The organism is Maritalea porphyrae (assembly GCF_027213965.1).
GTDB classification, from domain to species: Bacteria; Pseudomonadota; Alphaproteobacteria; order Rhizobiales; family Devosiaceae; genus Maritalea; species Maritalea porphyrae_A.
Map to the genome: position 1 here is coordinate 327,997 of NZ_JAPWGX010000001.1, position 21,543 is coordinate 349,539.

23 protein-coding genes are annotated in these 21,543 nt (G+C 50.5%); 15 read left to right on the forward strand and 8 right to left on the reverse strand.

Annotated features, from left to right (window positions below; translation table 11 throughout):
• Positions 1-3 precede the first annotated feature (3 nt).
• The 5 genes from O4H47_RS01870 to O4H47_RS01890 all read right to left on the reverse strand — a co-directional run bounded on the left by O4H47_RS01870 (position 4) and on the right by O4H47_RS01890 (position 4,158).
• Complete coding sequence (locus O4H47_RS01870) at positions 4-726, reverse strand: amino acid ABC transporter ATP-binding protein (RefSeq protein ID WP_269392233.1); 723 nt, start codon at positions 724-726, stop codon at positions 4-6.
• Positions 723-1,385 carry an amino acid ABC transporter permease gene (locus O4H47_RS01875; protein ID WP_269392234.1) on the reverse strand — a complete coding sequence of 221 codons (663 nt, stop codon included), beginning with the start codon at positions 1,383-1,385 and terminating at the stop codon, positions 723-725. The genes O4H47_RS01870 and O4H47_RS01875 overlap by 4 nt, the downstream gene beginning before the upstream one ends.
• Positions 1,386-1,399: 14 nt before the next feature.
• On the reverse strand, positions 1,400-2,065 hold the full coding sequence (locus tag O4H47_RS01880) for an amino acid ABC transporter permease (RefSeq protein ID WP_269392235.1): 666 nt from the start codon (positions 2,063-2,065) through the stop codon (positions 1,400-1,402).
• Positions 2,066-2,142: 77 nt separating this feature from the next.
• The gene (locus O4H47_RS01885; protein ID WP_269392236.1) at positions 2,143-2,949 is read right to left on the reverse strand and encodes a transporter substrate-binding domain-containing protein; all 807 of its coding nucleotides are present in this window, start codon (positions 2,947-2,949) and stop codon (positions 2,143-2,145) included.
• 318 nt (positions 2,950-3,267) lie between these two features.
• Complete coding sequence (locus O4H47_RS01890) at positions 3,268-4,158, reverse strand: LysR family transcriptional regulator (protein WP_269392237.1); 891 nt, start codon at positions 4,156-4,158, stop codon at positions 3,268-3,270.
• Positions 4,159-4,255: 97 nt separating this feature from the next.
• Here O4H47_RS01890 and O4H47_RS01895 point away from each other — a divergent pair, with 97 nt between their 5' ends.
• The 3 genes from O4H47_RS01895 to O4H47_RS01905 all read left to right on the forward strand — a co-directional run bounded on the left by O4H47_RS01895 (position 4,256) and on the right by O4H47_RS01905 (position 6,332).
• Entirely contained in the window at positions 4,256-4,648 is a 393-nt protein-coding gene (locus O4H47_RS01895) for a DUF6326 family protein (RefSeq protein WP_269392238.1), read from the forward strand.
• Between the two features lie 243 nt (positions 4,649-4,891).
• Positions 4,892-5,560: a class I SAM-dependent methyltransferase gene (locus O4H47_RS01900; protein WP_269392239.1), complete on the forward strand. Its 669-nt coding sequence runs from the start codon at positions 4,892-4,894 to the stop codon at positions 5,558-5,560.
• Positions 5,561-5,663: 103 nt separating this feature from the next.
• Positions 5,664-6,332 carry a GntR family transcriptional regulator gene (locus O4H47_RS01905; protein ID WP_269392240.1) on the forward strand — a complete coding sequence of 223 codons (669 nt, stop codon included), beginning with the start codon at positions 5,664-5,666 and terminating at the stop codon, positions 6,330-6,332.
• A 52-nt stretch (positions 6,333-6,384) separates the two neighbouring features.
• Here O4H47_RS01905 and O4H47_RS01910 read toward each other — a convergent pair whose 3' ends face one another.
• Positions 6,385-6,948 carry a peroxiredoxin gene (locus O4H47_RS01910; RefSeq protein ID WP_269392241.1) on the reverse strand — a complete coding sequence of 188 codons (564 nt, stop codon included), beginning with the start codon at positions 6,946-6,948 and terminating at the stop codon, positions 6,385-6,387.
• 397 nt (positions 6,949-7,345) lie between these two features.
• Here O4H47_RS01910 and O4H47_RS01915 point away from each other — a divergent pair, with 397 nt between their 5' ends.
• From O4H47_RS01915 to O4H47_RS01925, 3 genes are read left to right on the forward strand one after another with little or no spacing between them, the layout of a single operon-like run.
• Entirely contained in the window at positions 7,346-8,701 is a 1,356-nt protein-coding gene (locus tag O4H47_RS01915; protein ID WP_269392242.1) for an NAD(P)-dependent oxidoreductase, read from the forward strand.
• A gap of 19 nt (positions 8,702-8,720) precedes the next feature.
• Entirely contained in the window at positions 8,721-10,031 is a 1,311-nt protein-coding gene (gene preA / locus O4H47_RS01920) for an NAD-dependent dihydropyrimidine dehydrogenase subunit PreA (RefSeq protein WP_269392243.1), read from the forward strand.
• Positions 9,973-10,968, forward strand: coding sequence for a DMT family transporter (locus tag O4H47_RS01925; RefSeq protein ID WP_269392244.1), 996 nt, complete (start codon positions 9,973-9,975; stop codon positions 10,966-10,968). Before preA ends, O4H47_RS01925 begins: the two co-directional genes overlap by 59 nt.
• 3 nt (positions 10,969-10,971) lie before the next feature.
• Here O4H47_RS01925 and O4H47_RS01930 read toward each other — a convergent pair whose 3' ends face one another.
• Both O4H47_RS01930 and O4H47_RS01935 read right to left on the reverse strand, forming a co-directional pair.
• On the reverse strand, positions 10,972-11,607 hold the full coding sequence (locus O4H47_RS01930) for a TetR family transcriptional regulator C-terminal domain-containing protein (protein ID WP_419719581.1): 636 nt from the start codon (positions 11,605-11,607) through the stop codon (positions 10,972-10,974).
• Complete coding sequence (locus O4H47_RS01935; RefSeq protein ID WP_269392246.1) at positions 11,594-12,244, reverse strand: TetR family transcriptional regulator C-terminal domain-containing protein; 651 nt, start codon at positions 12,242-12,244, stop codon at positions 11,594-11,596. The genes O4H47_RS01930 and O4H47_RS01935 overlap by 14 nt, the downstream gene beginning before the upstream one ends.
• 193 nt (positions 12,245-12,437) lie before the next feature.
• Here O4H47_RS01935 and O4H47_RS01940 point away from each other — a divergent pair, with 193 nt between their 5' ends.
• The 9 genes from O4H47_RS01940 to O4H47_RS01980 all read left to right on the forward strand — a co-directional run bounded on the left by O4H47_RS01940 (position 12,438) and on the right by O4H47_RS01980 (position 21,525).
• Positions 12,438-13,763 carry an aspartate aminotransferase family protein gene (locus O4H47_RS01940; RefSeq protein WP_269392247.1) on the forward strand — a complete coding sequence of 442 codons (1,326 nt, stop codon included), beginning with the start codon at positions 12,438-12,440 and terminating at the stop codon, positions 13,761-13,763.
• Entirely contained in the window at positions 13,763-15,253 is a 1,491-nt protein-coding gene (locus O4H47_RS01945; RefSeq protein WP_269392248.1) for a CoA-acylating methylmalonate-semialdehyde dehydrogenase, read from the forward strand. Before O4H47_RS01940 ends, O4H47_RS01945 begins: the two co-directional genes overlap by 1 nt.
• A gap of 41 nt (positions 15,254-15,294) precedes the next feature.
• Entirely contained in the window at positions 15,295-16,545 is a 1,251-nt protein-coding gene (locus O4H47_RS01950; protein WP_269392249.1) for a Zn-dependent hydrolase, read from the forward strand.
• A complete protein-coding gene (locus tag O4H47_RS01955; RefSeq protein ID WP_269392250.1) occupies positions 16,542-16,784 on the forward strand; it encodes a hypothetical protein in 243 nt (80 codons plus the stop codon). Before O4H47_RS01950 ends, O4H47_RS01955 begins: the two co-directional genes overlap by 4 nt.
• A complete protein-coding gene (locus O4H47_RS01960; protein ID WP_269392251.1) occupies positions 16,785-17,417 on the forward strand; it encodes a LysE family translocator in 633 nt (210 codons plus the stop codon).
• A gap of 112 nt (positions 17,418-17,529) precedes the next feature.
• Complete coding sequence (gene hydA, locus O4H47_RS01965) at positions 17,530-18,984, forward strand: dihydropyrimidinase (protein ID WP_269392252.1); 1,455 nt, start codon at positions 17,530-17,532, stop codon at positions 18,982-18,984.
• Positions 18,985-18,990: 6 nt separating this feature from the next.
• Complete coding sequence (locus tag O4H47_RS01970; protein WP_269392253.1) at positions 18,991-19,776, forward strand: ABC transporter ATP-binding protein; 786 nt, start codon at positions 18,991-18,993, stop codon at positions 19,774-19,776.
• Positions 19,766-20,665 carry an ABC transporter permease gene (locus O4H47_RS01975; protein WP_269392254.1) on the forward strand — a complete coding sequence of 300 codons (900 nt, stop codon included), beginning with the start codon at positions 19,766-19,768 and terminating at the stop codon, positions 20,663-20,665. The genes O4H47_RS01970 and O4H47_RS01975 overlap by 11 nt, the downstream gene beginning before the upstream one ends.
• Positions 20,662-21,525 carry an ABC transporter permease gene (locus tag O4H47_RS01980; protein ID WP_269392255.1) on the forward strand — a complete coding sequence of 288 codons (864 nt, stop codon included), beginning with the start codon at positions 20,662-20,664 and terminating at the stop codon, positions 21,523-21,525. The genes O4H47_RS01975 and O4H47_RS01980 overlap by 4 nt, the downstream gene beginning before the upstream one ends.
• Positions 21,526-21,543 lie beyond the last annotated feature (18 nt).

The window sequence follows — 21,543 nt, forward strand, 5'->3', positions numbered from 1 at the left end:
GACTTATCGAACGTTGGCCAAGAATTTTGCCGTATGTTCGCTTTTTGGTTCAGAAAAAATCTGCTTTGGCGGGCCGATCTCTTCCATAATGCCTTGGTGGAAAAAGGCGACGCGGTCACTCACATCACGGGCAAAGCCCATTTCGTGGGTCACGCAAATCATCGTCATGCCCTCTTCTGCGAGCAGGCGCATGGTGTCGAGCACCTCGCCCACCAACTCAGGGTCTAACGCTGACGTTGCTTCATCAAACAACATGTAGGATGGCTCCATCGCCAACGCCCGGGCGATTGCCAAGCGTTGCTGTTGACCACCAGACAATGCAGAAGGATAACTGTCGAATTTGTCGCCAAGTCCCACATGCTGCAGTTGCGCCCGGGCAATTTCTTTCGCTTCGGCTTTTGATTTGCCTTTTACGATTTTTGGTGCCAGTGCCACGTTCTCTAGTGCGGTGAGGTGCGGGAACGAGTTAAACTGTTGGAACACCATGCCCATTTTGGTGCGCAATTGATTGAGGTTTGTGCCTTTTGCGTGCACAGACACCCCATCCACTAAGACCTCGCCCTGTTGGATCGCTTCAAGCCCATTGATGCAATAAAGCAATGTGGACTTTCCAGAGCCGGACGCGCCGATGATCGAGAGCACTTCGCCCTTTTTGACGGTGAGGTCGATGCCTTTGAGCACATGCAGATCACCGAAATACTTATGTAGACCTTTAATCTCGATCATGACTGCCACTTCCTTTCAAGATGTGCTGCATAGCGTGAAATGGGATATGAAAGCGCGAAATAGAACGCGCCCGCTACCGCCAACACAAGCAAGGGTTGTTGGGTGCGCGTGATCAGGTCGCGCGCTACTTTTAAGAGTTCAGGATGGCCAAGTACCGACACAAGTGCGCTGTCTTTCAACACACCAAGTGCCACGCCGACCCACGACGGGAAGACCGCCCTTAGGCCGATCGGCCAAACCACATGTTGCATGGTTTGCACATAGCTTAACCCGAGCGAGCGACCTGCCCGACGCATGGGTGCGCCCACCGCTTCAATGCCGCCGCGTGCCACATTGGCAACCAGCGCAGAGGTGTAAACTGCCAAGATCACCACACCAGCCCAGAAGGGGCTAATGGCCAACCCAAGCACATTGAATAGGTTGTAGAACAATACCAGCTGGATAATCAGCGGGATCGATCGGAACGCATCAAGTATAAGCCCAAGGGTGATGGCGCCAACGATTTTGCTTTCAGATAAGATCCAGCCAAAAAACACGCCAAGCAAAGTGCCGGTGGAAATGGATAGGGCTGAAATAAGCAGCGTTTGCCAAGCGGCCTGAGCTAAAAACCAAAGGTCTTTTGGGCCAAAGCCGGAGAAGAATGAAATCGGTTCGTTCATCGAATTACCCTTCCCTAGTAGCGGAACATGCGCCAAGCGATGAGCCTGGAGATGCCGAGAATGAATTTGACCATGGCGTAATAGATAAGCGCGGCCACTGCGAAATATTCGAATATGCGGAACGTTTTGAACGCTAAGGCTTGGGTTTCGCCCGCCAATTCACGGAAACCAACGATCATCGCCAAAGAGCTCATCAACACCGCCCAAACCAATTGGTTGGTCATGGGGTGATAAACAATGCGGAACACTTGGGGGATGATAATCCGCGTGTAGCTTTGCCAAGCCGACATGCCCAAGGAGCGCGCTGCACGCAATTGCGTATCAGGAACGGCCTGGAATCCGCCGCGAAAGTTTTCCGCCAAATAACCAGCGTTGTTGAACGTTAGGCCAAATAGAACGATCAAATATGGTGTGAGGTGCATACCGAACGCGCCCAAACCAAAAGAGAAAAAGAACAGTTGAAACAAGGCAGGTGTATTGCGCGCTGTTTCCACCCAAACCGAAGCGATCCAAGCTAAGGGTTTTGGCCCGTTCATGCGCAGCAACGCCAAAACCATACCCAACGTGATACCGATAATCATGGAGAGCACAGAAATTTGCAGGGTGACCAAACTTGCTTCAAGCAAATCGGGCAGCTTGCGCATCACCGGACGCCAGTGGAACGTATATTCAAAATTCATTGCGCCTTCTCCTTTCCTTTTGGTTCAAGACCTGCCCGCGACCAAAGCCGCGAGCAGATGAATTGATGGTCAAGGGATTAGTAAAGAACGCCAGGGATACGCAGTTCAGGTGCTGTATCGCCAACATATTTCTGCCAAAGCTCTTCGTAACGACCTGAACGCACCTGATGGGTGATGAACAGGTTGATGTAGTTGAGCCATGTTACGTCTTTGCGTGGACCGGCAACTGATGTGTAATCAGTTGTCCAAGGCATACGTGGGCCTGGAACGACAGAATCATACTGATCGGTAATCGGTTTAACCGCTGTGTTGGTGGTAATACCCGCATCCGCTTTACCTTGTGCAACCGCTAGGAAAACTTCGTTTTCGCTCTGGTAGCCTTGGTAAAGGTTTTCTTCGCCCCAAGTTTCAGCAATCTTAAGCCACTCTTGCTCAGGCACAGTGCCCACAGCTGCGGCAACGCGTTTGCCCTTCATATCTTCAAATGAAGTGATGCCGCTATCTTTGCCCACTACTGCTTGCGCAAAATAGATGGCGTAAGGGATAGAGAAGCCAACCGTTTTTGCACGCTCAAGCGAATCTGATGTACCGCCAAACACGATGTCTGCGCGATTGGTAACGATGGCAGGCAAACGCTCTGCCCATGTTACAGGAATTACTTCTGCATCAACATCAAGCGCTGCGGCCATGTCGTTACAATATTCAACGTCAAAACCAGCTGGCTCGTTGTTGGCATCGCGATAGCCGATTGGTGGAAAGTCCAACACAACCGCACAGCGCAAAACGCCATTGTTGATCACGTCATCAAGCTTGTCAGCAAAAGCTGCTGGTGTCGCTAGAGTTGCAAGCACTGCCGCTGCAGCGGCAAGTTTCAATAGTTTCATATTTCTTCCTCCCGGATCATTGAGGCTTTTCGCTTCAACACCTCCTTGATGGGCGCCGCCTGCCCCACAATTAAAAACCCCTATCAACAACGGATCTCAAATTAGCAGGCGGCGTACCCAGCAAAGGAACAGCCAAAGCCATCTCGCCTTTACAAGTTCGTCTATAGCATCAAGATTGGATACAATCTACAATATTCTTTATTTTTTATGCACGGCATTGGATAAGTCCAGGGGCAAAACCTGAATGTCAAAAAACAGACACAGCAACTAACTCTTGCTATATAATTGATTTTACAGCGCTTTTAGAAATACGAAGCTCTAAGCTTCTTTGAGAACTTGCTCTAACACGTCAAAGACAACGCGAATTTTTTTCGATGTATGCAGTTCTTGATGGGTGACCAACCAAACCGGAAAATCAATTGGCGGCACATGAGGCCATAGCCGAACGAACTCCGGTTCGGCTTTGGCAATCACATCAGCGGTAACCCCTGCACCTAAGCCAGCCCGCAGCATTTCATGGGCAACCAGCGCACTGGTGCACGGCAGGGTGAATTGATCGATCCTCAGATTTAGTCCGCGACCTTTGCAAATCTCGATAAATTGAACGGGATCACTTGGCCCAATAATTTCAACATTTTCGTGATCCGCAGAATCAGGACGAAGACCAATTTGGTCCAGATATGACTGGTGGGCATAAAAGCTTGCCGTCCAATTTCCCACGAGCTTGGCCACCAAGCTGCTTTGCGTTGGGCGAACATGCCGAATTGCAATGTCCGCATCACGATGCTTCAAATCTTGAATCTGAACAGAAGAAATTATCCGCAACGTTAATCCGGGTGCCGAGTGTTTCAAACGTCTGATGGCTTGCGCTACAAACTTCACACAAAGTGTATCAACCGCAGTGATCGAGACTTCGCCGGACACTTCGTTGTTGAAAGTTTGCGCCACCATAGAGATGCGACTGGCCGCGCTGCCCATTTCACGGACATGTTCGAACAATTGCTGCCCCGCCAAGGTCATTCTCAACCCGCGGGTACTGCGCTCGAACAGTAATGAGTTTAGGGAAGTCTCCAACCCTGCAACTTGCCGAGTAATGGTGGGCTGGGTTGTAGAAAGGGCGCGCGCTGCGCCACTAAAGCTGCCCTCTTCGGCCGTGGCCAAAAATGCGCGCACTTGGTTCCAATCAAAATTCACTTCCTGCCAGTTCATACGTTTACGTATACCAAAACCACAAAACTAGGCAATTCCTATTTTGTTTTCGCATATATACTTTGATTTGTACGGCAATTGAGCTGAAGGACAAAAGATGACAAATGAAAAAACACGCCAAGTACTTTCCACCCTTTGGATATTCTTTATGCTCAACTTGGTGTTCCGTGACATACATGAAATTGGTACGGCCGCATTTTTGAACGAGGCTTTGACTGGCAAAATCAACGGCGCAGTGATCACTGAGGAGTTGATGCTGCTCGGCTTTGTTCTAATAGAAATCCCATTAGCGATGATCATTGGATCGCTTTTTCTACCTCATAAGATGTGCAGATGGCTCACAATTGTCGCCGCAGTCCTCACAGGCGCGATCCTTTCACTTGGATTACCCGGCGACTTAGATGACCGTACTTTTGCAATCGTAGAATTCATCACGCTTGGGTACATCTGCTGGCTGGCTTGGCGACTTCCATCGTTGGAAAAGCACTAATTCACAAATTTCAGTTTAGCAAAGACAATGCGAAAGACCTTAAATTTCATCAGTTTGATAGTTGCACAAATCAGAACCCACACCACATAGTGAAGCGTCATCCAATTTGAAAACAAATCGCTTAATGCTCAAACCAGCAACTTTTGGGATGATGGCCGCAGCAACGCGGCAGAAGCGACAAAAGTCCTTAGGCGTCAAGAAAGCGTCTCGTTTTGGCTTTGCATTCAATTGGACAAATGCTGAATGGAGAATTCGAACAATGTCTACTTTCGCAACAACAAGGAACGTTACATGACATCGCAAACAGCAAGTTTTTGGGACAAGCAGGCGAAAGGTTATGCGGCAAAGCCGGTGAAAGACGTTCAGTCCTATGAGGAGATGCTTGCTGAGGTGGCCAAACATCTTGAACCAACCGACAAGGTTTTAGAAATTGGATGCGGTACGGGCAGCACCGCCGTGCGCATGGCCGAATTCGTTTCCAATTGGACGGCAAGTGACATTTCTGCGGAAATGATCAATATCGCCAAAGGCAAAACCGCCCCTGAAACAGCGCATTTTTTGGTTGCGGATGCGAATAGCGAATTTGCTGAAGCGCCCTTTGACAAAGTATGCGCTTTCCACATTCTACATTTGGTACCAGACCCGCAACAAACCATCAAAAGCATATTCGATCAGCTCAAACCGGGCGGCCTATTCCTGTCCAAAACAGTTTGTCCTGGCGAAATGGGCCTCTTACCAAAACTGATTTTGCCCTTAATGAACATGTTCGGCGTGGCGCCGCCAACTTTACACTTCTTAAAAGTCACGGAGCTTGAAACGGCTGTAAAAGCAGCTGGTTTTGACATTATTGAACGTCGATTTTTCGGCAAAGGAAAATCTAGCCCCTACTTCGTTGCACAGCGGCCGGCCTGATTTTGTGCCCTGCAATTTTTGCTTAAAGTCAAAAGGGGTTGGCGAAATTCATAAGTGTCAGATATGTTGTCGCAAATAATTTGAAGTTGAATTGAGCGACAATATGAAGTTGAGCACCATAGATGTGCGCGCCGCCGCATCCGCCGCCGACCTAATTTTTGAGGCCCTGCGCGAAGCCATTTTTACTGGCGAATTGAAAGCTGGTGAACATTTGCGCCAAGACGCTTTGGCGGACATGTTCAACACATCGCGCATTCCCGTACGTGAGGCTTTATCGCGGTTAGAACAACAAGGTTTGGTCAAAACCGAACGTTTCCGCGGCACAACCGTTTCGTCGCTGTCAGCAGATGAAGTGCAAGAAATCTTTGAGTTTCGTGCGCTGCTGGAGGGCGAAGTTATTCGCCATGCTGTAAAGAATATGGACGATGCGACTTTGGCAATCGCCAAGAAACATTGCGATGCGTTTTCGAATGAGACCGATTCTGCAAAATATGGCGAATTGAACAGAATTTTCCACTATGCGCTGTATGAGCGGGCGAACCGTCCCTACCATTTGCATGTGGTCAAAACGACGTTGGATCGCATTGAAAGTTACTTGCGGGCTCAGTTGGTGTTGACCGATGGGATGAGCCGGGCACGTCGTGAGCATATTGGCATTCTAGAAGCCTGTGTAGAGCGCAATGCCGATTTGGCTTCAAAGCTCACCCAAGAGCATATTCTTGGTGCCAGCGAGAGCCTGATCAATTACCTCAAAGATAAAGAGGCAAAATAAAAGGCGAGGATTTCTCCCCGCCTTTTGAAACTCGTTCGCTTGAAAAGCGGCCTTAGGCAACTTTTTCTTTTGCGAAAGGTTTGTTGTCTTGGATCCATGCCAGCACATATTCTGGTGCTGAGAATTCATATGGGTCGCTTTCGATATCGTCTTGAAAGCCTGCTTCTTCAAACCAACCAACAATTTCGCCATCATCAACAACCGTTGCATAGCGCCAAGAGCGCATGCCGAAACCAACATTGTCTTTTTTGACCAGCATGCCCATTTTGCGGGTGAATTCGCCGGAACCGTCTGGAATCAAGCCAACGTTTTTCACGCCCTGCGACTCGCCCCATTTGTTCATTACAAATGCGTCATTCACAGACAAACAATAGATAGCGTCGATGCCTTCTGCTTGGAATTCGCCAAACATTTTCTCGTAATTTGGCAATTGGTAGGTCGAGCAAGTTGGGGTAAACGCGCCTGGAAGCGAGAAAAGCACAACGCGTTTGCCTGCAAAATAATCTGCAGTTGTTTTGTCTTCCCAACGGAATGGGTTTGGACCTTCAATAGATTCGTCGCGCACGCGAGTTTTAAACACGACATTTGGAACGTTTTTGCCAACGGTAGCCATCATCACACCTTCAGATAGTTATTTAGTTTTCGTCACTTCGGGCACAAACTTGAATCATCACTGCAAGTAGGTAACTTGCATATGTTTTCAGTTGGACCTGTGGTGAATTTCTTGCGCAAACAGATAGCCCAAAAAGGGACAAGAAACAACCACGCGCAAACCCTTTTTTGAATCATTCTAAACAAGGATTTTTACGCTTCACCAGCAATCTGAGTTAGAGTTGAAATGCGGGCGATTTGAAAAACCTGACTAAATGGTCAGAAAATGTTTGACCTTTTGGTAAAAATATCAAATGATATATGCTGAAGGAAAGTGTTGCTGGTACGCTTTGGTTATTCGGTTTGAGGAGATCGGGTAACATATTTACAAAGTGCGGCGGCTAATCTGGGGAGGACTATTAATGAGCGAAGCTGATTTCGCGACGCGGGATATCCGTAACGGTCGCCTTGACCAAATAGACTATGAATCCAATTTTGAGGATCTGCACGCGCCCCTCACCCGCCATGAGGCGATGGTGGAAGCGGAGCGTTGCTATTTTTGCTATGATGCGCCTTGTATGACCGCGTGTCCCACCAGCATTGATATTCCCCTCTTTATTCGGGAAATTGCGGCAGATAACCCATCGGGTTCGGCCAAAACCATTCTCAACCAGAACATATTGGGCGGTATGTGCGCCCGGGTATGCCCCACCGAAACGCTTTGCGAAGAAGTGTGTGTGCGTGAAGAAGCGGAAGGCAAGCCAGTAAAAATTGGTCAACTGCAACGCTACGCAACGGACCACCTGTTCGAGACCGCAAAAGAGCATCCGTTTAAACGCGCCGCCTCAACCGGCAAACGTGTTGCTATTGTGGGCGCAGGTCCAGCGGGCCTTTCGTGTGCTCACCGATTGGCGATGCACGGACACGACGTCACAATTTTTGAAGCGCGGGCAAAAGCTGGCGGATTGAACGAGCACGGCATCGCTGCTTATAAAACCACTCACAATTTCGCGCAGCTTGAAGTTGACTTTGTGTTGGGCATTGGCGGCATTGAAATCAAAAACAATCAGGCCCTTGGACGTGACATTTCTGTTGCGCAATTGCGCGACGAATATGACGCGGTGTTTATTGGCGTTGGCTTGGGCAATACCAATAATCTTGGCCTTGATGGCGAAGACAATGATGGCTGTCTAGACGCTGTCGACTACATCGAAGAGCTTCGTCAAACCGACGATTTGAGCTCCCTGCCCGTTGGGCGTGATGTGGTGGTGATCGGTGGGGGCATGACCGCCATCGACATCGCCATTCAAACAAAACTGCTGGGCGCAGAAAATGTCACCATCGCCTATCGGCGCGGGCAAGAAGCGATGAATGCTAGCCTTTATGAGCAAGAATTGGCGCAAACCCACGGCGTTGTTATCCGCCATTGGTTGCAGCCAAAAGCCTTGATCTCTAACGATCAGAACCAGATCACAGGCATTGAGCTTGAGTATACAAAACAAACAGACGGCAAACTTGAAGGCACGGGCGAAATTATAAAGCTTGAAGCAGATCAAGTGTTTAAGGCGATCGGTCAAAAGTTTGATTCAAGTATTTTAACCGATGCTGGAATTGAACTTGAAGCGCGCCTCATCAAAATCACTGAAGATGGCAAAACCTCACTCGCTAAAGTTTGGGCTGGGGGGGACTGCGTTGCAGGTGGTGAAGACTTAACCGTTGAATCTGTGGAAGACGGCAAGGTTGCCGCCGAGAGCATCCACGCATTTTTGACCCGCTAACCGAATAGGAGAATGAAAAATGGCTGATCTATCGACCACCTTTTTAGGCATCAAATCGCCAAACCCTTTTTGGTTGGCATCTGCTCCCCCTACTGACAAAGCTTACAACGTCGAGCGCGCTTTTGAAGCGGGCTGGGGTGGCGTTGTGTGGAAGACTTTGGGCGAAGAAGGCCCACCAGTTGTCAACGTAAATGGTCCGCGCTATGGCGCAATTTTTGGCCCTGATCGACGCTTGATGGGGCTCAACAACATTGAGCTAATCACTGACCGCTCTTTGGAAATCAACCTCCAAGAAATGACCGAAGTGAAGAAACGCTGGCCAGACCGCGTGATCATTGCTTCAATCATGGTGCCTTGTGAAGAAGAAGCCTGGAAGGCTATCCTGCCCCGCGTGGAAGCAACGGGCGTTGATGGTATTGAACTCAACTTTGGTTGCCCGCACGGCATGAGCGAACGCGGCATGGGCGCTGCGGTTGGCCAAGTGCCTGAATATATCCAGATGGTCACTGAATGGTGCAAGAAATACTATTCAAAACCCGTCATTGTGAAACTAACGCCAAACATCACCGATGTACGCTATCCAGCGCGCGCAGCGAAAGCAGGCGGTGCCGATGCCGTCAGCTTGATCAACACGATCAACTCTATTGTGTCTGTGGATTTGGACAATTTTGCACCTGTTCCCACCATTGATGGCAAAGGCTCCCACGGCGGCTATTGCGGCCCTGCGGTTAAACCCATCGCCATGAATATGGTGGCTGAAATTGCCCGTGACCCTGAAACCGCTGGCCTGCCGATTTCTGGCATTGGTGGCATCAACACGTGGCGCGATGCGGCGGAGTTTATCTCTTTGGGTTGTGGCAATGTGCAGGTTTGCACCGCTGCGATGACTTATGGCTTTAAAATCGTTCAAGAAATGATTTCGGGCCTATCCGAATGGATGGATGAAAAGGGCTATGAGAGCATTGATGATTTCATGGGACTTGCAACGCCAAATGTGACGGATTGGAAAAATCTCAATCTGAACTATGTGACCAAAGCAAAAATCGACCAAGATTTGTGCATTAGCTGCGGTCGTTGCCATATTGCGTGTGAGGATACATCACACCAAGCCATCACAAATATGGTGGATGGCTTGCGCAAATTTGAGGTGATCGACGAGGAATGCGTAGGGTGTAATCTGTGCGTAAACGTCTGCCCGGTTGATAGTTGCATTACAATGGAGCAAATTTCTGGTGTCGACCCGCGCACCAAAAAAGAAATTGACCCCAATTATGCCAACTGGACAACGCACCCCAACAACCCAAGTGCGGTCACAGAACCTGCCGAATAAAGCACAAAGCACCAGTTCCCCACATGGACAGGTGATTGATGGTCGCGAAAAACTTCGCGGCCATTTTGCTATGATCCTTTTTGCCATGCTGATTTCTGCCAGCTTTTCATTTGGCGCATTGGCGGCCCCCCATATTGATGCTGGCGCACTCAGCGCTTCAAGGTTTCTGCTCGCTTCAATTGTGATGGGTTTGATTGCCTATTTCACTGGCAATAAGTTGGTTGAAAAGGGCAAAATCCTCCCCAAAGCGCCGCTGCGGTTCATCTTGCTTGGTGCTCTAATGGGCGTTTATTTCGTCACTATGTTCGAAGCGCTCAAGATCACCTCGCCCGTTTCAACCGGCGCTGTGTTTACACTGATGCCGCTCATTTCAGCCGGATTTGGCATTTTGTTTCTGGCCCAGCGGGTTTCTTCGCGCATGACTATCAGCTTGCTGATTGCGGCTGCGGGCGCAGTGTGGGTGATTTTCCGCGGAGATTTGAACGCACTTTTGTCGTTCAACATTGGCACCGGGGAAATGATCTTTTTCGTCGGCGTCATTTGTCACGGCGCTTATGCGCCATTGGTGCGCAAGCTTAATCGTGGTGAACCGGTGGTGATCTTTTCGTTTTGGACGCTGCTGGCCTGTGCTGTTTGCCTTTGCATATACGCGGCGTGGGGCATTGCCCGCACGGATTGGCTAAATCTACCTGCAGTTGTCTATTGGGCGGGCCTATATCTGACGATCTTCACCACGGCCCTCACCTTCTTCTTGCTGCAATATGCCAGCATGCGGCTGCCCGCTTCAAAGGTGATGAGCTATGGCTATTTAACCCCAAGTTTTATCATTTTGATCGAAGGGGTCAGCGGGCGCGGCTGGGTGAACCCAAGCGTTGCCTTGGGCGCACTGGTTACCGTGATGGCGCTGCTGGTTTTGGCATTTGCTAAGGAAACTTAGGTTCTAGATTTTCAGCATTGAGGTGAACATATTGACCAAAAAGGCTTTGGTGTTCTCAAACTCGACCGGGTCATCAATCCCGCGACCGAGCACCATGCGCACTTGCTCTTCAAAATCGGCATAATGCTGGGTGGTGGCCCAGATCGAAAAGATCAAATGCTTGGGGTCAACTTTCTTCAGTTTCCCCTCTTCCATCCAATTGCCGATAATCGCCGCTTTTTCATTCAACAAATCGTTGATTTCGCCTTCAAGGATCGGCTTGATGCGCGGCGCGCCTTGGATGATCTCATTCGCAAACAATCGGCTTTCACGCGGAAAATCGCGCGACATTTCAACTTTTAGGCGCACATAATTCAGGATTTCCTCAAGCGGATCGCCATCTTTGCTCAGCGCCCGCATTGGGGCCAACCACGAATCAAGCAGGCGCGACAAAAGCGTTTCGTGAATGTCTTGTTTGGACTTGAAATAATACAAAAGGTTGGGCTTTGACATGCCCGCTTCTTCTGAGATTTGATCGATGGTTGATCCACGAAAACCATGTTGTGAAAAGACTTCGAGCGCCGCTTCAAGAATTTTTTGCTCGTTCGCGCGCTGTATACGCGTCTTGCGCTGTGGTTTTTCCACCTTAGCGGTTCCCATCATCACCCCCAAATTTAAGCCCCACTCCTGTAAGAATGATCTTCTTCACATCGCGAGTGGCCGCTTGCCATTGCCCATCATCAAACGGTTGCCCATCGTTCAAGGTTTCCACCTGATGCACAAAGTCCGCATAATGCTGGGTTGTTGCCCATATCATATATAAAAGGTGCTTTGGATCGATCTTGTCCATACGCCCTTCGTCTATCCAGCTCTGAATAACGGCTTCACGAGAAGTCGTCCACTCTTTTAGGGTCGTCTCCAAATAGTCTTGGATAATCGGCGCACCGTGCGTCACCTCATTTGCCCAAACCTTGGAGCCATTTGGGTGATCTCGCGAAATTTCCATTTTTTTGTCAATATAACTTTCCAACGCACTGGCCGGATCTTCTTTTTGATCAAAAGAATCGGCAGCCTCCAGCCATATGTCAAAGATGGTTTGTACGACCTGACTATAAAGGGCCTCTTTGGTGGGGAAATAATAGTGCAAATTGGCCTTGGGAATACCCGCCAAATCAGCGATCATTTGGGTTGTAGCCCCTTTAAATCCGTACTCTGCAAAGATCTTTTCCGCAGCTGTTAAGATCGCTTTTTTCTTTTCACCGCGGGTGGATGGTTTTTTAAAGTTGCCGTTGGTCATAGCTTATGATTTGATCACTTTTGTTCACCGCCAATTTTGGCATTTTATCAAATTATCGCTGTATGCAAATAAAACTTGACCAAATGGTCAGATCAGTTAATGTTTTATCAAATAGTCAATTTCTGGGTAGCATATAAATCTGTTGCCTTCAAATGAGACTATTCCGCAGCGAACGAGGAGGGGAGGTGCGGAAATGACTGACGCTACCACTGTACCTAACGATCTAAACGCGTTTTGGATGCCTTTTACATCTAATCGCCAGTTTAAGAAACAACCACGCATGTTTGTGGGTGCAAAAGATATGCACTACACAACCAGTGACGGCCGCCAAGTGCTTGATGGCACGGCTGGTCTGTGGTGTTGTAACGCGGGCCATTGCCGCCCCAAGATCACCGAAGCGATACAAGCCCAAGCCGCGGAAATGGATTATGCGCCAGCGTTTCAAATGGGTCACCCCAAAGCATTCCAGCTGGCCAACCGCCTCACCGATATTTCGCCTGACGGTATGGACCATGTGTTTTTTACCAATTCAGGTTCTGAATCGGTTGAAACAGCGCTTAAGATCGCCCTCGCCTATCAGCGCATCAAAAGCGGCGGATCTCGCACACGTTTGATCGGTCGCGAGCGCGGCTACCACGGTGTGAACTTTGGCGGTATTTCGGTGGGCGGCATTATGCCGAACCGCAAAATGTTTGGCACGTTGCTCACCGGTGTTGACCATTTGCCCCACACGCACCTGCCAGACCAAAACGCCTTCACCAAAGGCATTCCAGAGCATGGCGGCAATTTGGCGGACGAGCTTGAGCGCATTGTAGCGTTGCACGACGCATCGACCATTGCAGCGGTAATCGTTGAACCTGTAGCTGGTTCAACTGGCGTGCTTATTCCGCCTAAGGGCTATTTGAAACGCTTGCGCGACATTTGCACCAAACATGGCATTTTGCTGATTTTTGATGAAGTGATTACAGGCTTTGGTCGTTTGGGCTCTCCCTTTGCGGCGCAACATTTTGATGTGATGCCAGACATCATCACCACCGCCAAAGGTTTGACCAACGGCGTGATCCCCATGGGCGCGGTTTTTGTAAACGATGAAATCCATGACGCGTTCATGAATGGCCCTGAGCACATGATTGAGTTCTTCCACGGCTACACTTATTCGGGTAACCCGATTGCCAGCGCCGCTGGCTTGGCAACGCTTGAAACATATGACGATGAAGGCCTTTTGACCCGTGGTGAGGAATTGGCTCCCTATTGGGAAGAGGCCCTGCACTCTTTGCGGGACGCGAAACATGTGATCGACATCCGCAATATTGGGTTGATCGGCGCGATCGAGCTTGAATCGATTGCTGGCGAACCAACCAAGCGGGCATTCTCTTGCTTCTTGGATGCATATGAGCGCGGGTTGTTGATCCGCACTACGGGCGACACCATTGCCCTTTCACCACCCCTTATCATTTCCAAAGACCAAATCGATCAGATCGTGGATACGCTGCGCACTGTTCTTAACGAGGCCGACTAATGACCATTATTCAAAACGCCATCAACGGCCAACGGGTTACTTCAGCTTCTGAGCGCCGCGTGCCGGTTTTTAATCCCGCAACGGGCGAACAAAGCGCCGAGCTGCCTCTTTCCACCGTGGAAGAAGTAAACGCAGCGGTTGCATCGTGTAAAGCGGCAGCCCCTGCATGGGGCGAAACGCCTTCGCTTAAACGTGCGCGCTATATGTTCAAATATCTTGAACTGTTGAACAAGCATGCTGACGACATTGCCCGCGAAATCTCTAAAGAGCATGGCAAGACCCATGACGACGCTTTGGGCGAAGTGCAACGCGGTCTTGAAGTGGTGGAGTTTGCTTGTGGCATCCCCACCATGCTCAAAGGCGATTATAGCCGCAATGTTGGCCCTTCAATCGATACTTATGCTGATCGCAAGCCACTTGGCGTTGTGGCGGGTATTACCCCGTTCAATTTCCCGGCAATGGTGCCCATGTGGATGTTCCCTGTGGCGATTGCTTGCGGCAATACATTTGTGCTCAAACCCTCCGAGCGTGACCCATCGGCACCCATGCTTACTTGGGACTTGTTCCAAGAAGCTGGGTTCCCCGATGGTGTTTTGAACGTGGTGCATGGCGACAAATTGGCTGTGGACACTTTGCTTGACCACCAAGATGTCAAAGCGATCAGCTTTGTGGGTTCTACCCCTATTGCTGAATATGTTTACCAGCGCGGCACGGCTGCGGGTAAACGCGTGCAGGCTTTGGGTGGCGCGAAGAACCACATGATCATTATGCCTGATGCGGATATGGACAAAGCGGCTGATGCCCTAATGGGCGCAGGTTACGGTTCGGCTGGCGAGCGCTGCATGGCGATTTCGGTTGCGGTGCCAATCGGCGAAAAAACCGCTGACACATTGGTGGCTAAACTCAAGCCTCGCGTTGAAGCGCTTAAAGTTGGTCCCGCGACCGATAAAGACGCTGAAATGGGTCCTGTGATCACCAAAGCGCACAAAGAAAAAGTTGAAGGCTATATTGATCAAGGCGTTGCAGCAGGTGCCGAATTGGTTGTTGATGGTCGCGGCTATTCTCCGCAAGGGTACGAAGATGGTTACTTTGTTGGCGGCACATTGTTCGACCGCGTGACCACTGACATGTCGATCTATCAAGAAGAAATTTTTGGCCCTGTTCTCTCGGTTGTGCGTGCAAACGACTACCAAGAAGCGGTGGATATGATCAATTCCCACGAATATGGCAACGGCACCGCCATTTTCACCCGTGATGGTGATGCCGCGCGTGAATTTGCCGACAAAATTGAAGTGGGTATGGTTGGCGTTAACGTGCCCATCCCCGTGCCAGTGGCCTTCCACAGCTTTGGTGGCTGGAAGCGTTCAAGCTTTGGCGCTCACGGCATGTATGGCCCAGAGGGCGTGCATTTCTACACACGGCTAAAAACGGTCACAACACGATGGCCAGAAGGCATCAAAGAAGGCGCGGTTTTCAACTTCCCTTCTTAATGGACTTCATTAAACTACAAGCGGACTAAAGGATCAAAACAATGACAGCACCGGGCACCAACCAACGTATCAATTCAGACCGTCTTTGGGACAGTTTGATGGAGATGGCGAAAATTGGGCCCGGCGTTCGCGGCGGCAACAATCGTCAAACCGTTACCGACGAAGATAGCGAAGGCCGTCACCTGTTCCGCAAATGGTGTGAAGATGCGGGCATGAGTATGGGCGTTGACCAAATGGGCAACATGTTCATGCGCCACGAGGGCACCGACCCTGACGCCCTGCCCGTTTATGTGGGCTCCCACCTTGATACCCAGCCAACTGGCGGCAAATATGATGGGGTGCTGGGCGTTCTGGCGGGCTTGGAAATCATCCGCACCCTGAACGATCTAAACATTAAAACCAAACACCCGATCGTTGTGACCAATTGGACCAACGAAGAAGGCACCCGCTTCGCCCCCGCCATGCTCGCTTCCGGTGTTTTTGCAGGCATGCACACCCAAGACTGGGCGTATGATCGTGAAGATCACGAAGGCAAGAAGTTTGGCGCGGAACTAGAACGCATCGGCTGGAAAGGCGAAGAAGAAGTTGGGCAGCGCAAAATGCACGCCTTCTTTGAACTGCACATCGAGCAAGGTCCGATTTTGGAAGCCGAAGGCAAAGAAATTGGTGTGGTCACCCACGGCCAAGGCCTATCTTGGACCCAATTCACCATCACCGGCAAAGAAAGCCACACAGGTTCCACCCCCATGCCCATGCGTAAAAACGCAGGCCTTGGCATGGCGCGGATTTTGGACTTGGTCGATAAAGTCGCGTGGGACCATAAACCCGACGCTGTGGGCGCTGCTGGCCATATTGATGTCTACCCCAATTCGCGCAACGTTATCCCGGGCAAAGTGGTGTTCACTGTTGATCTGCGCTCCCCAAGCTTGGCCACCATTGAAGAAATGGAACAACAAGTTGCCACTGGCGCAATGGATATCTGCAAAGAATTGGGCCTTGGCATTGAAATCGAAAAAGTCGGTGGTTTCGACCCTGTAGAGTTCGACGAGAAATGCGTCACCGCCGTCCGCAACGCCGCCGAACGCCTCGGCTATTCTCACCGCAACCTAATATCCGGCGCGGGCCACGATGCCTGCTGGATCAACCGCATGGCCCCCACCGCCATGGTGATGTGCCCTTGCGTTGATGGACTAAGCCACAATGAAGATGAAGACATTTCGCAAGAATGGGCAGCGGCGGGAACCGATGTGTTGTTCCATGCGGTTGTTGAGACTGCGGAGATTGTGGAGTGAAGATTTTCAAACATTCTTCGGAGCAAGTGGCAGAACGAAGCAGCAAAACTGGTAAGTTTGTTTGTGGATTGAAAAAGAAAAACACCGAAGATTCAGAATATGTTGAATTTCAGAAAATTGAAGACGCAGCTACTTGGCTTTGCAACAATCCCACTTGGGGTATCCGCATGAACCCAGGATGGTCGCTTATCCATCGCGACATTGTAATTGATCGCGACGCTTCATTGACAGGAACTTAAATGACACCAACCATACTCATAAGCTTTGCCATCATGGCGTCCCTCTTGGTGATATCGCCCGGTCCGAACGGCCTGTTGATCGCCAAGATTGTGCCGACATCTGGCCGCAGTGCGGGCTTTGCGGCGGTGATGGGATTTATGGCGTCGTTTTATTTGCAGGGCGCTTTTGTGGTGTTTGGCATTGCGGTTTTGCTGGTGCAAAGCGCTACCGCCTTTACTATCGTCAAATTGTTAGGCGCTGCCTATTTGACCTATATCGGCGTGAAGGCGCTTGTTCAGGCTTTCCGGGGCAATTTCAAAGTCGCGCAAGCTGAACCAGCCAAAAGAACACGCAACATTGTTTCGGCATTTGGCGAAGGATTTCTCACCAATATTTTGAATCCAAAAACATCAATGTTTTACCTCGCCGCAGTACCGCAGTTTTTGCCCATTGGCGAGGTGACAGCGGCCAATGTTTTTTTGCTTGTGTTCATTCACTCATCAATCAACGGCATTTGGTTCTTCGGCATGGTGGTGTTGCTTTCGAAACTTGTGGGCGTGTCCCAATCGGCAACGGTTCAACGTTGGATCAAAGGGATAACGGGCACCATTTTCATTGGATTTGGCGCCAAGCTGGCGACGCTAAGAGCATAAAACAATAAAGCCCGAAACTGGGCACAAAAAACAAGAACGCCAAAAGGCGCGATAAGAGGAATGACGAATATTGGCCCAGCACAACGGGCAGACGAATTTGGAGGAGGCAAAAATGGCATCAAAAGTAATCAAGGGCGGCACCATCGTTACCGCTGATCTCACCTATGAAGCAGACGTCAAAATTGAAGGCGGGGTGATCACCGAAATTGGGCCTAACCTTTCTGGCGACGAAGCGCTCGACGCAACTGGCGCTTATATTATGCCCGGCGGCATTGATCCGCATACCCACCTCGAGATGCCCTTTATGGGCACCTACTCCTCTGATGATTTTGAAAGCGGCACCCGCGCAGCCGTTGCGGGCGGCACAACGATGGTTGTCGATTTTTGCTTGCCAGACCCGAACCAGTCTTTGCTGGAAGCAATTACCCGTTGGGACAATAAATCAAGCCGCGCCAATTGTGATTTTTCCTTCCACATGGCAATCACATGGTGGGGCGAGCAGGTGTTTAACGAAATGCCTGAAGTCACCAAGCGCGGCATCAATACGTTCAAGCATTTCATGGCCTATAAGGGCGCGCTGATGGTGGATGATGATGAAATGTATTCATCTTTCAAGCGCTGCGCCGAAATCGGTGCCCTGCCCCTCGTTCACGCTGAAAACGGCGACGTGGTTGCGCAAATGCAGGCGCAATTGTTGGCCGAGGGCAACAATGGGCCGGAGGCGCACGCTTATTCCCGCCCACCAGAAGTTGAAGGCGAAGCCACCAACCGTGCGATTATGATTGCCGATATGGCAGGCGTTCCGGTTTACATCGTGCACACCTCATCCGAGCAAGCGCATGAAGCGATCCGCCGTGCACGACAAAACGGCATTCGCGCCTATGGCGAGCCGCTGATCCAGCACCTCACACTTGATGATAGCGAATATGCGCACCCGGATTGGGACCATGCCGCCGGTCGCGTTATGTCGCCGCCGTTCCGCAACAAGAAGCACCAAGACAGCCTTTGGGCTGGCCTTCAGTCGGGCAGCTTGCAAGTTGTGGCGACTGACCATTGCGCCTTCACCACAGAGCAAAAGCGCAACGGCATCGACAATTTTACGCTCATCCCGAACGGCACCGGCGGTCTGGAAGACCGAATGCCGATGCTTTGGACCCACGGCGTTGGCACAGGCCGTTTGACCATGAACGAATTCGTGGCCGTCACCTCCACCAACATCGCAAAAATCCTGAATATGTACCCGAAAAAAGGTGCGGTATTGGTTGGCGCAGATGCTGACCTTGTGGTGTGGGACCCGAACAAAGAAAAAACCATCGGTGCTGACACGCAGCAATCTGCCATTGATTACAATGTGTTTGAAGGTAACCACGTCAAAGGCCTACCGCGTTACACCCTAAGCCGAGGCAAAGTGGTGGTTGATGACGGCGCAGTGAAAACCGAAGAAGGCCACGGCGAATTCGTCGCCCGCGAGCCATACACGGCGACCAACAAAGCCCTGTCACAGTGGAAACAAGTCACCGCACCACGCAAAGTGGAACGCACCGGCATTCCGGCAAGTGGGGTATAATTGAATATGGCCGATAACACGGTGATCCAAACCAACAACTTGGATCTCACATTTGAAACCAATGACGGGCCAGTGCATGCGTTAAAGGGCATTGATTTGACCATTAATCGCGGCGAGTTTGTTTCGTTTATCGGACCGTCAGGTTGTGGCAAAACCACGCTTTTGCGGGTGATTGCTGATTTGGAAAAGCCGACAGGTGGCGACATTCAGGTCAATGGCATGACGCCTGAAGAAGCACGGATGAAACGGGCATATGGCTATGTGTTTCAGGCCGCTGCGCTTTACCCTTGGCGCACAATCGGGGGCAATATCTCATTGCCGCTTGAAGTGATGGGCATGCCCAAAGCCGAACGTGAAGCGCTGATCAAGAAAAACCTTGAGCTCGTCAATTTGGACGGGTTTGAGCACAAGTTCCCTTGGCAATTGTCTGGCGGCATGCAGCAACGCGCTTCGATTGCGCGGGCGCTGAGTTTTGACCCCGACATGTTGTTGATGGACGAGCCATTTGGTGCGCTTGATGAGATTGTGCGGGACTATTTGAACGAACAATTGCTGGAGCTTTGGGCCAAGACCAAAAAGACAGTGGTGTTTGTGACCCACTCCATTCCCGAAGCGGTGTTCCTCTCCACCAAAATTGTGGTGATGAGCCCCCGCCCCGGTCGCATTCATGAGATTATTGATTGTGATTTGGGCGACAATCGCACCCTCGATATTCGCGAAACGCCGCGCTTTATCGAAATTGCGCATCAGGTCCGCGAAGGCTTAAAGCTGGGGCATGCTGATGAGCATTAAACGAGAGGGATTTGCCGCATTTCTTCACGAACGGCTGATCCCGATCGGCACCGTGGCTTTAGCGATTTTGATGCTGTGGTATGTGTTCACTGTGGTGCTCAATTCCCCGTTTGAACGTGACCAAGCTGAACGGGCGGGCGTAGAGATTTCCACCACCCAGTTGGTTTCCAACACCATGGCGCAAAAGCGGCCAATTTTGCCCGCACCACATCAAGTGGCTGTTGAGATTTGGCAGACCACCTTTGAAAAGAAAATTACCTCCAAGCGCTCGCTCGTTTATCACACGTGGGTGACCCTTTCATCCACGCTGTTGGGCTTTGCGCTTGGCACCACTTTGGGCATTTTACTGGCCGTGGGCATTGTGCATTCCAAAGTGCTGGATAAGAGCTTAATGCCTTGGATCATCACCTCACAAACCATCCCTATTTTGGCGATTGCGCCCATGGTGATTGTGGTGCTGAACGCCATCGGCATTTCTGGGCTTTTGCCCAAAGCGGTGATCTCTATGTATCTTTCATTCTTCCCCATTGCTGTGGGCATGGTGAAGGGATTGCGTTCACCCGAAGTCATGCATTTGGATTTGATGCGCACCTATAACGCGAGCCGTACTCAAGTGTTTTGGAAGCTTAGATGGCCCGCCTCTGTGCCGTTTCTGTTCACCTCGATGAAGGTGGCTGTGGCGATTTCTTTGGTCGGTGCGATTGTGGGTGAATTGCCCACTGGTGCCTCTGCCGGATTGGGTGCGCGTTTGCTCTCTGGCTCCTATTATGGACAAACCATTCAAATCTGGTCGGCGCTGATTGCAGCGGCTGTTTTGGCGGCGCTTTTGGTTGTCGCCATTGACTTGATTGGGCGCTCCGTAACCCGTCGAATGGGAGTGGTGGCATGAGTTGGTCTTGGATAATTGCAGCACTGGCCTTTTGGATTGCCACTTGGGCAACCAATCAGGCCCTTGCGAAAAGACGCTTTAAAGACAACACCATACAGGCCGGTGTTGATGTTTTGATTCCCATTTTGTTTGGCGCTGCTTTGCTGGTTTTGTGGGAAGGCGCATGTCGTGGCTTCTCTATCCCTACGGTTTTGTTGCCCCCACCTTCAATGATTTGGGCGCGGATAACATCTTCGCTGGATATTTTGTGGGCAGACTTTCGGCAGACCTATTTGAAAGCTGTTATCGCTGGTTATGTGATGGGGTGCGGCTCTGGCTTTATCGCTGCGATCATTGTGGATCGCGTCCCGTTTTTGCGCAAAGGCTTGCTGCCTATTGGAAACCTTGTGGCGGCGCTGCCCATCGTTGGCATGGCCCCAATTATGGTGATGTGGTTTGGTTTCGATTGGCCGTCAAAAGCAGCGGTTGTGGTGATCATGACGTTCTTCCCCATGTTGGTGAACACAGTCGCAGGACTTGGCGCAACCGGGCATATTGAACGTGACTTGATGCATACTTATGCCTCAAATTACTGGCAGACATTGTTCAAACTGCGCCTGCCCGCGGCAATGCCGTTTATTTTTAATGCGCTTAAGATCAACTCCACCTTGGCGTTGATTGGGGCGATTGTTGCCGAGTTTTTCGGCACTCCAATTGTTGGCATGGGTTTTCGCATTTCCACCGAGGTGGGGCGGATGAATGTCGACATGGTTTGGGCTGAGATTTTTGTCGCAGCTCTAGCTGGCTCCCTTTCCTACGGGCTTTTGGCCCTGCTGGAACGGGCAGTCACATTTTGGCACCCATCCTATCGGAAAAGATAATAGCAATAAGAATGCCGA

Bases quoted from the DNA above. Each gene is read 5' to 3' on its own strand.
- O4H47_RS01870 (WP_269392233.1), bottom strand. From the start codon at position 726: ATGATCGAGATTAAAGGTCTACATAAGTATTTCGGTGATCTGCATGTG.
- O4H47_RS01875 (WP_269392234.1), bottom strand. From the start codon at position 1,385: ATGAACGAACCGATTTCATTCTTCTCCGGCTTTGGCCCAAAAGACCTT.
- O4H47_RS01880 (WP_269392235.1), bottom strand. From the start codon at position 2,065: ATGAATTTTGAATATACGTTCCACTGGCGTCCGGTGATGCGCAAGCTG.
- O4H47_RS01885 (WP_269392236.1), bottom strand. From the start codon at position 2,949: ATGAAACTATTGAAACTTGCCGCTGCAGCGGCAGTGCTTGCAACTCTA.
- O4H47_RS01890 (WP_269392237.1), bottom strand. From the start codon at position 4,158: ATGAACTGGCAGGAAGTGAATTTTGATTGGAACCAAGTGCGCGCATTT.
- O4H47_RS01895 (WP_269392238.1), top strand. From the start codon at position 4,256: ATGACAAATGAAAAAACACGCCAAGTACTTTCCACCCTTTGGATATTC.
- O4H47_RS01900 (WP_269392239.1), top strand. From the start codon at position 4,892: ATGGAGAATTCGAACAATGTCTACTTTCGCAACAACAAGGAACGTTAC.
- O4H47_RS01905 (WP_269392240.1), top strand. From the start codon at position 5,664: ATGAAGTTGAGCACCATAGATGTGCGCGCCGCCGCATCCGCCGCCGAC.
- O4H47_RS01910 (WP_269392241.1), bottom strand. From the start codon at position 6,948: ATGATGGCTACCGTTGGCAAAAACGTTCCAAATGTCGTGTTTAAAACT.
- O4H47_RS01915 (WP_269392242.1), top strand. From the start codon at position 7,346: ATGAGCGAAGCTGATTTCGCGACGCGGGATATCCGTAACGGTCGCCTT.
- preA (WP_269392243.1), top strand. From the start codon at position 8,721: ATGGCTGATCTATCGACCACCTTTTTAGGCATCAAATCGCCAAACCCT.
- O4H47_RS01925 (WP_269392244.1), top strand. From the start codon at position 9,973: ATGCCAACTGGACAACGCACCCCAACAACCCAAGTGCGGTCACAGAAC.
- O4H47_RS01930 (WP_419719581.1), bottom strand. From the start codon at position 11,607: ATGGGAACCGCTAAGGTGGAAAAACCACAGCGCAAGACGCGTATACAG.
- O4H47_RS01935 (WP_269392246.1), bottom strand. From the start codon at position 12,244: ATGACCAACGGCAACTTTAAAAAACCATCCACCCGCGGTGAAAAGAAA.
- O4H47_RS01940 (WP_269392247.1), top strand. From the start codon at position 12,438: ATGACTGACGCTACCACTGTACCTAACGATCTAAACGCGTTTTGGATG.
- O4H47_RS01945 (WP_269392248.1), top strand. From the start codon at position 13,763: ATGACCATTATTCAAAACGCCATCAACGGCCAACGGGTTACTTCAGCT.
- O4H47_RS01950 (WP_269392249.1), top strand. From the start codon at position 15,295: ATGACAGCACCGGGCACCAACCAACGTATCAATTCAGACCGTCTTTGG.
- O4H47_RS01960 (WP_269392251.1), top strand. From the start codon at position 16,785: ATGACACCAACCATACTCATAAGCTTTGCCATCATGGCGTCCCTCTTG.
- hydA (WP_269392252.1), top strand. From the start codon at position 17,530: ATGGCATCAAAAGTAATCAAGGGCGGCACCATCGTTACCGCTGATCTC.
- O4H47_RS01970 (WP_269392253.1), top strand. From the start codon at position 18,991: ATGGCCGATAACACGGTGATCCAAACCAACAACTTGGATCTCACATTT.
- O4H47_RS01975 (WP_269392254.1), top strand. From the start codon at position 19,766: ATGAGCATTAAACGAGAGGGATTTGCCGCATTTCTTCACGAACGGCTG.
- O4H47_RS01980 (WP_269392255.1), top strand. From the start codon at position 20,662: ATGAGTTGGTCTTGGATAATTGCAGCACTGGCCTTTTGGATTGCCACT.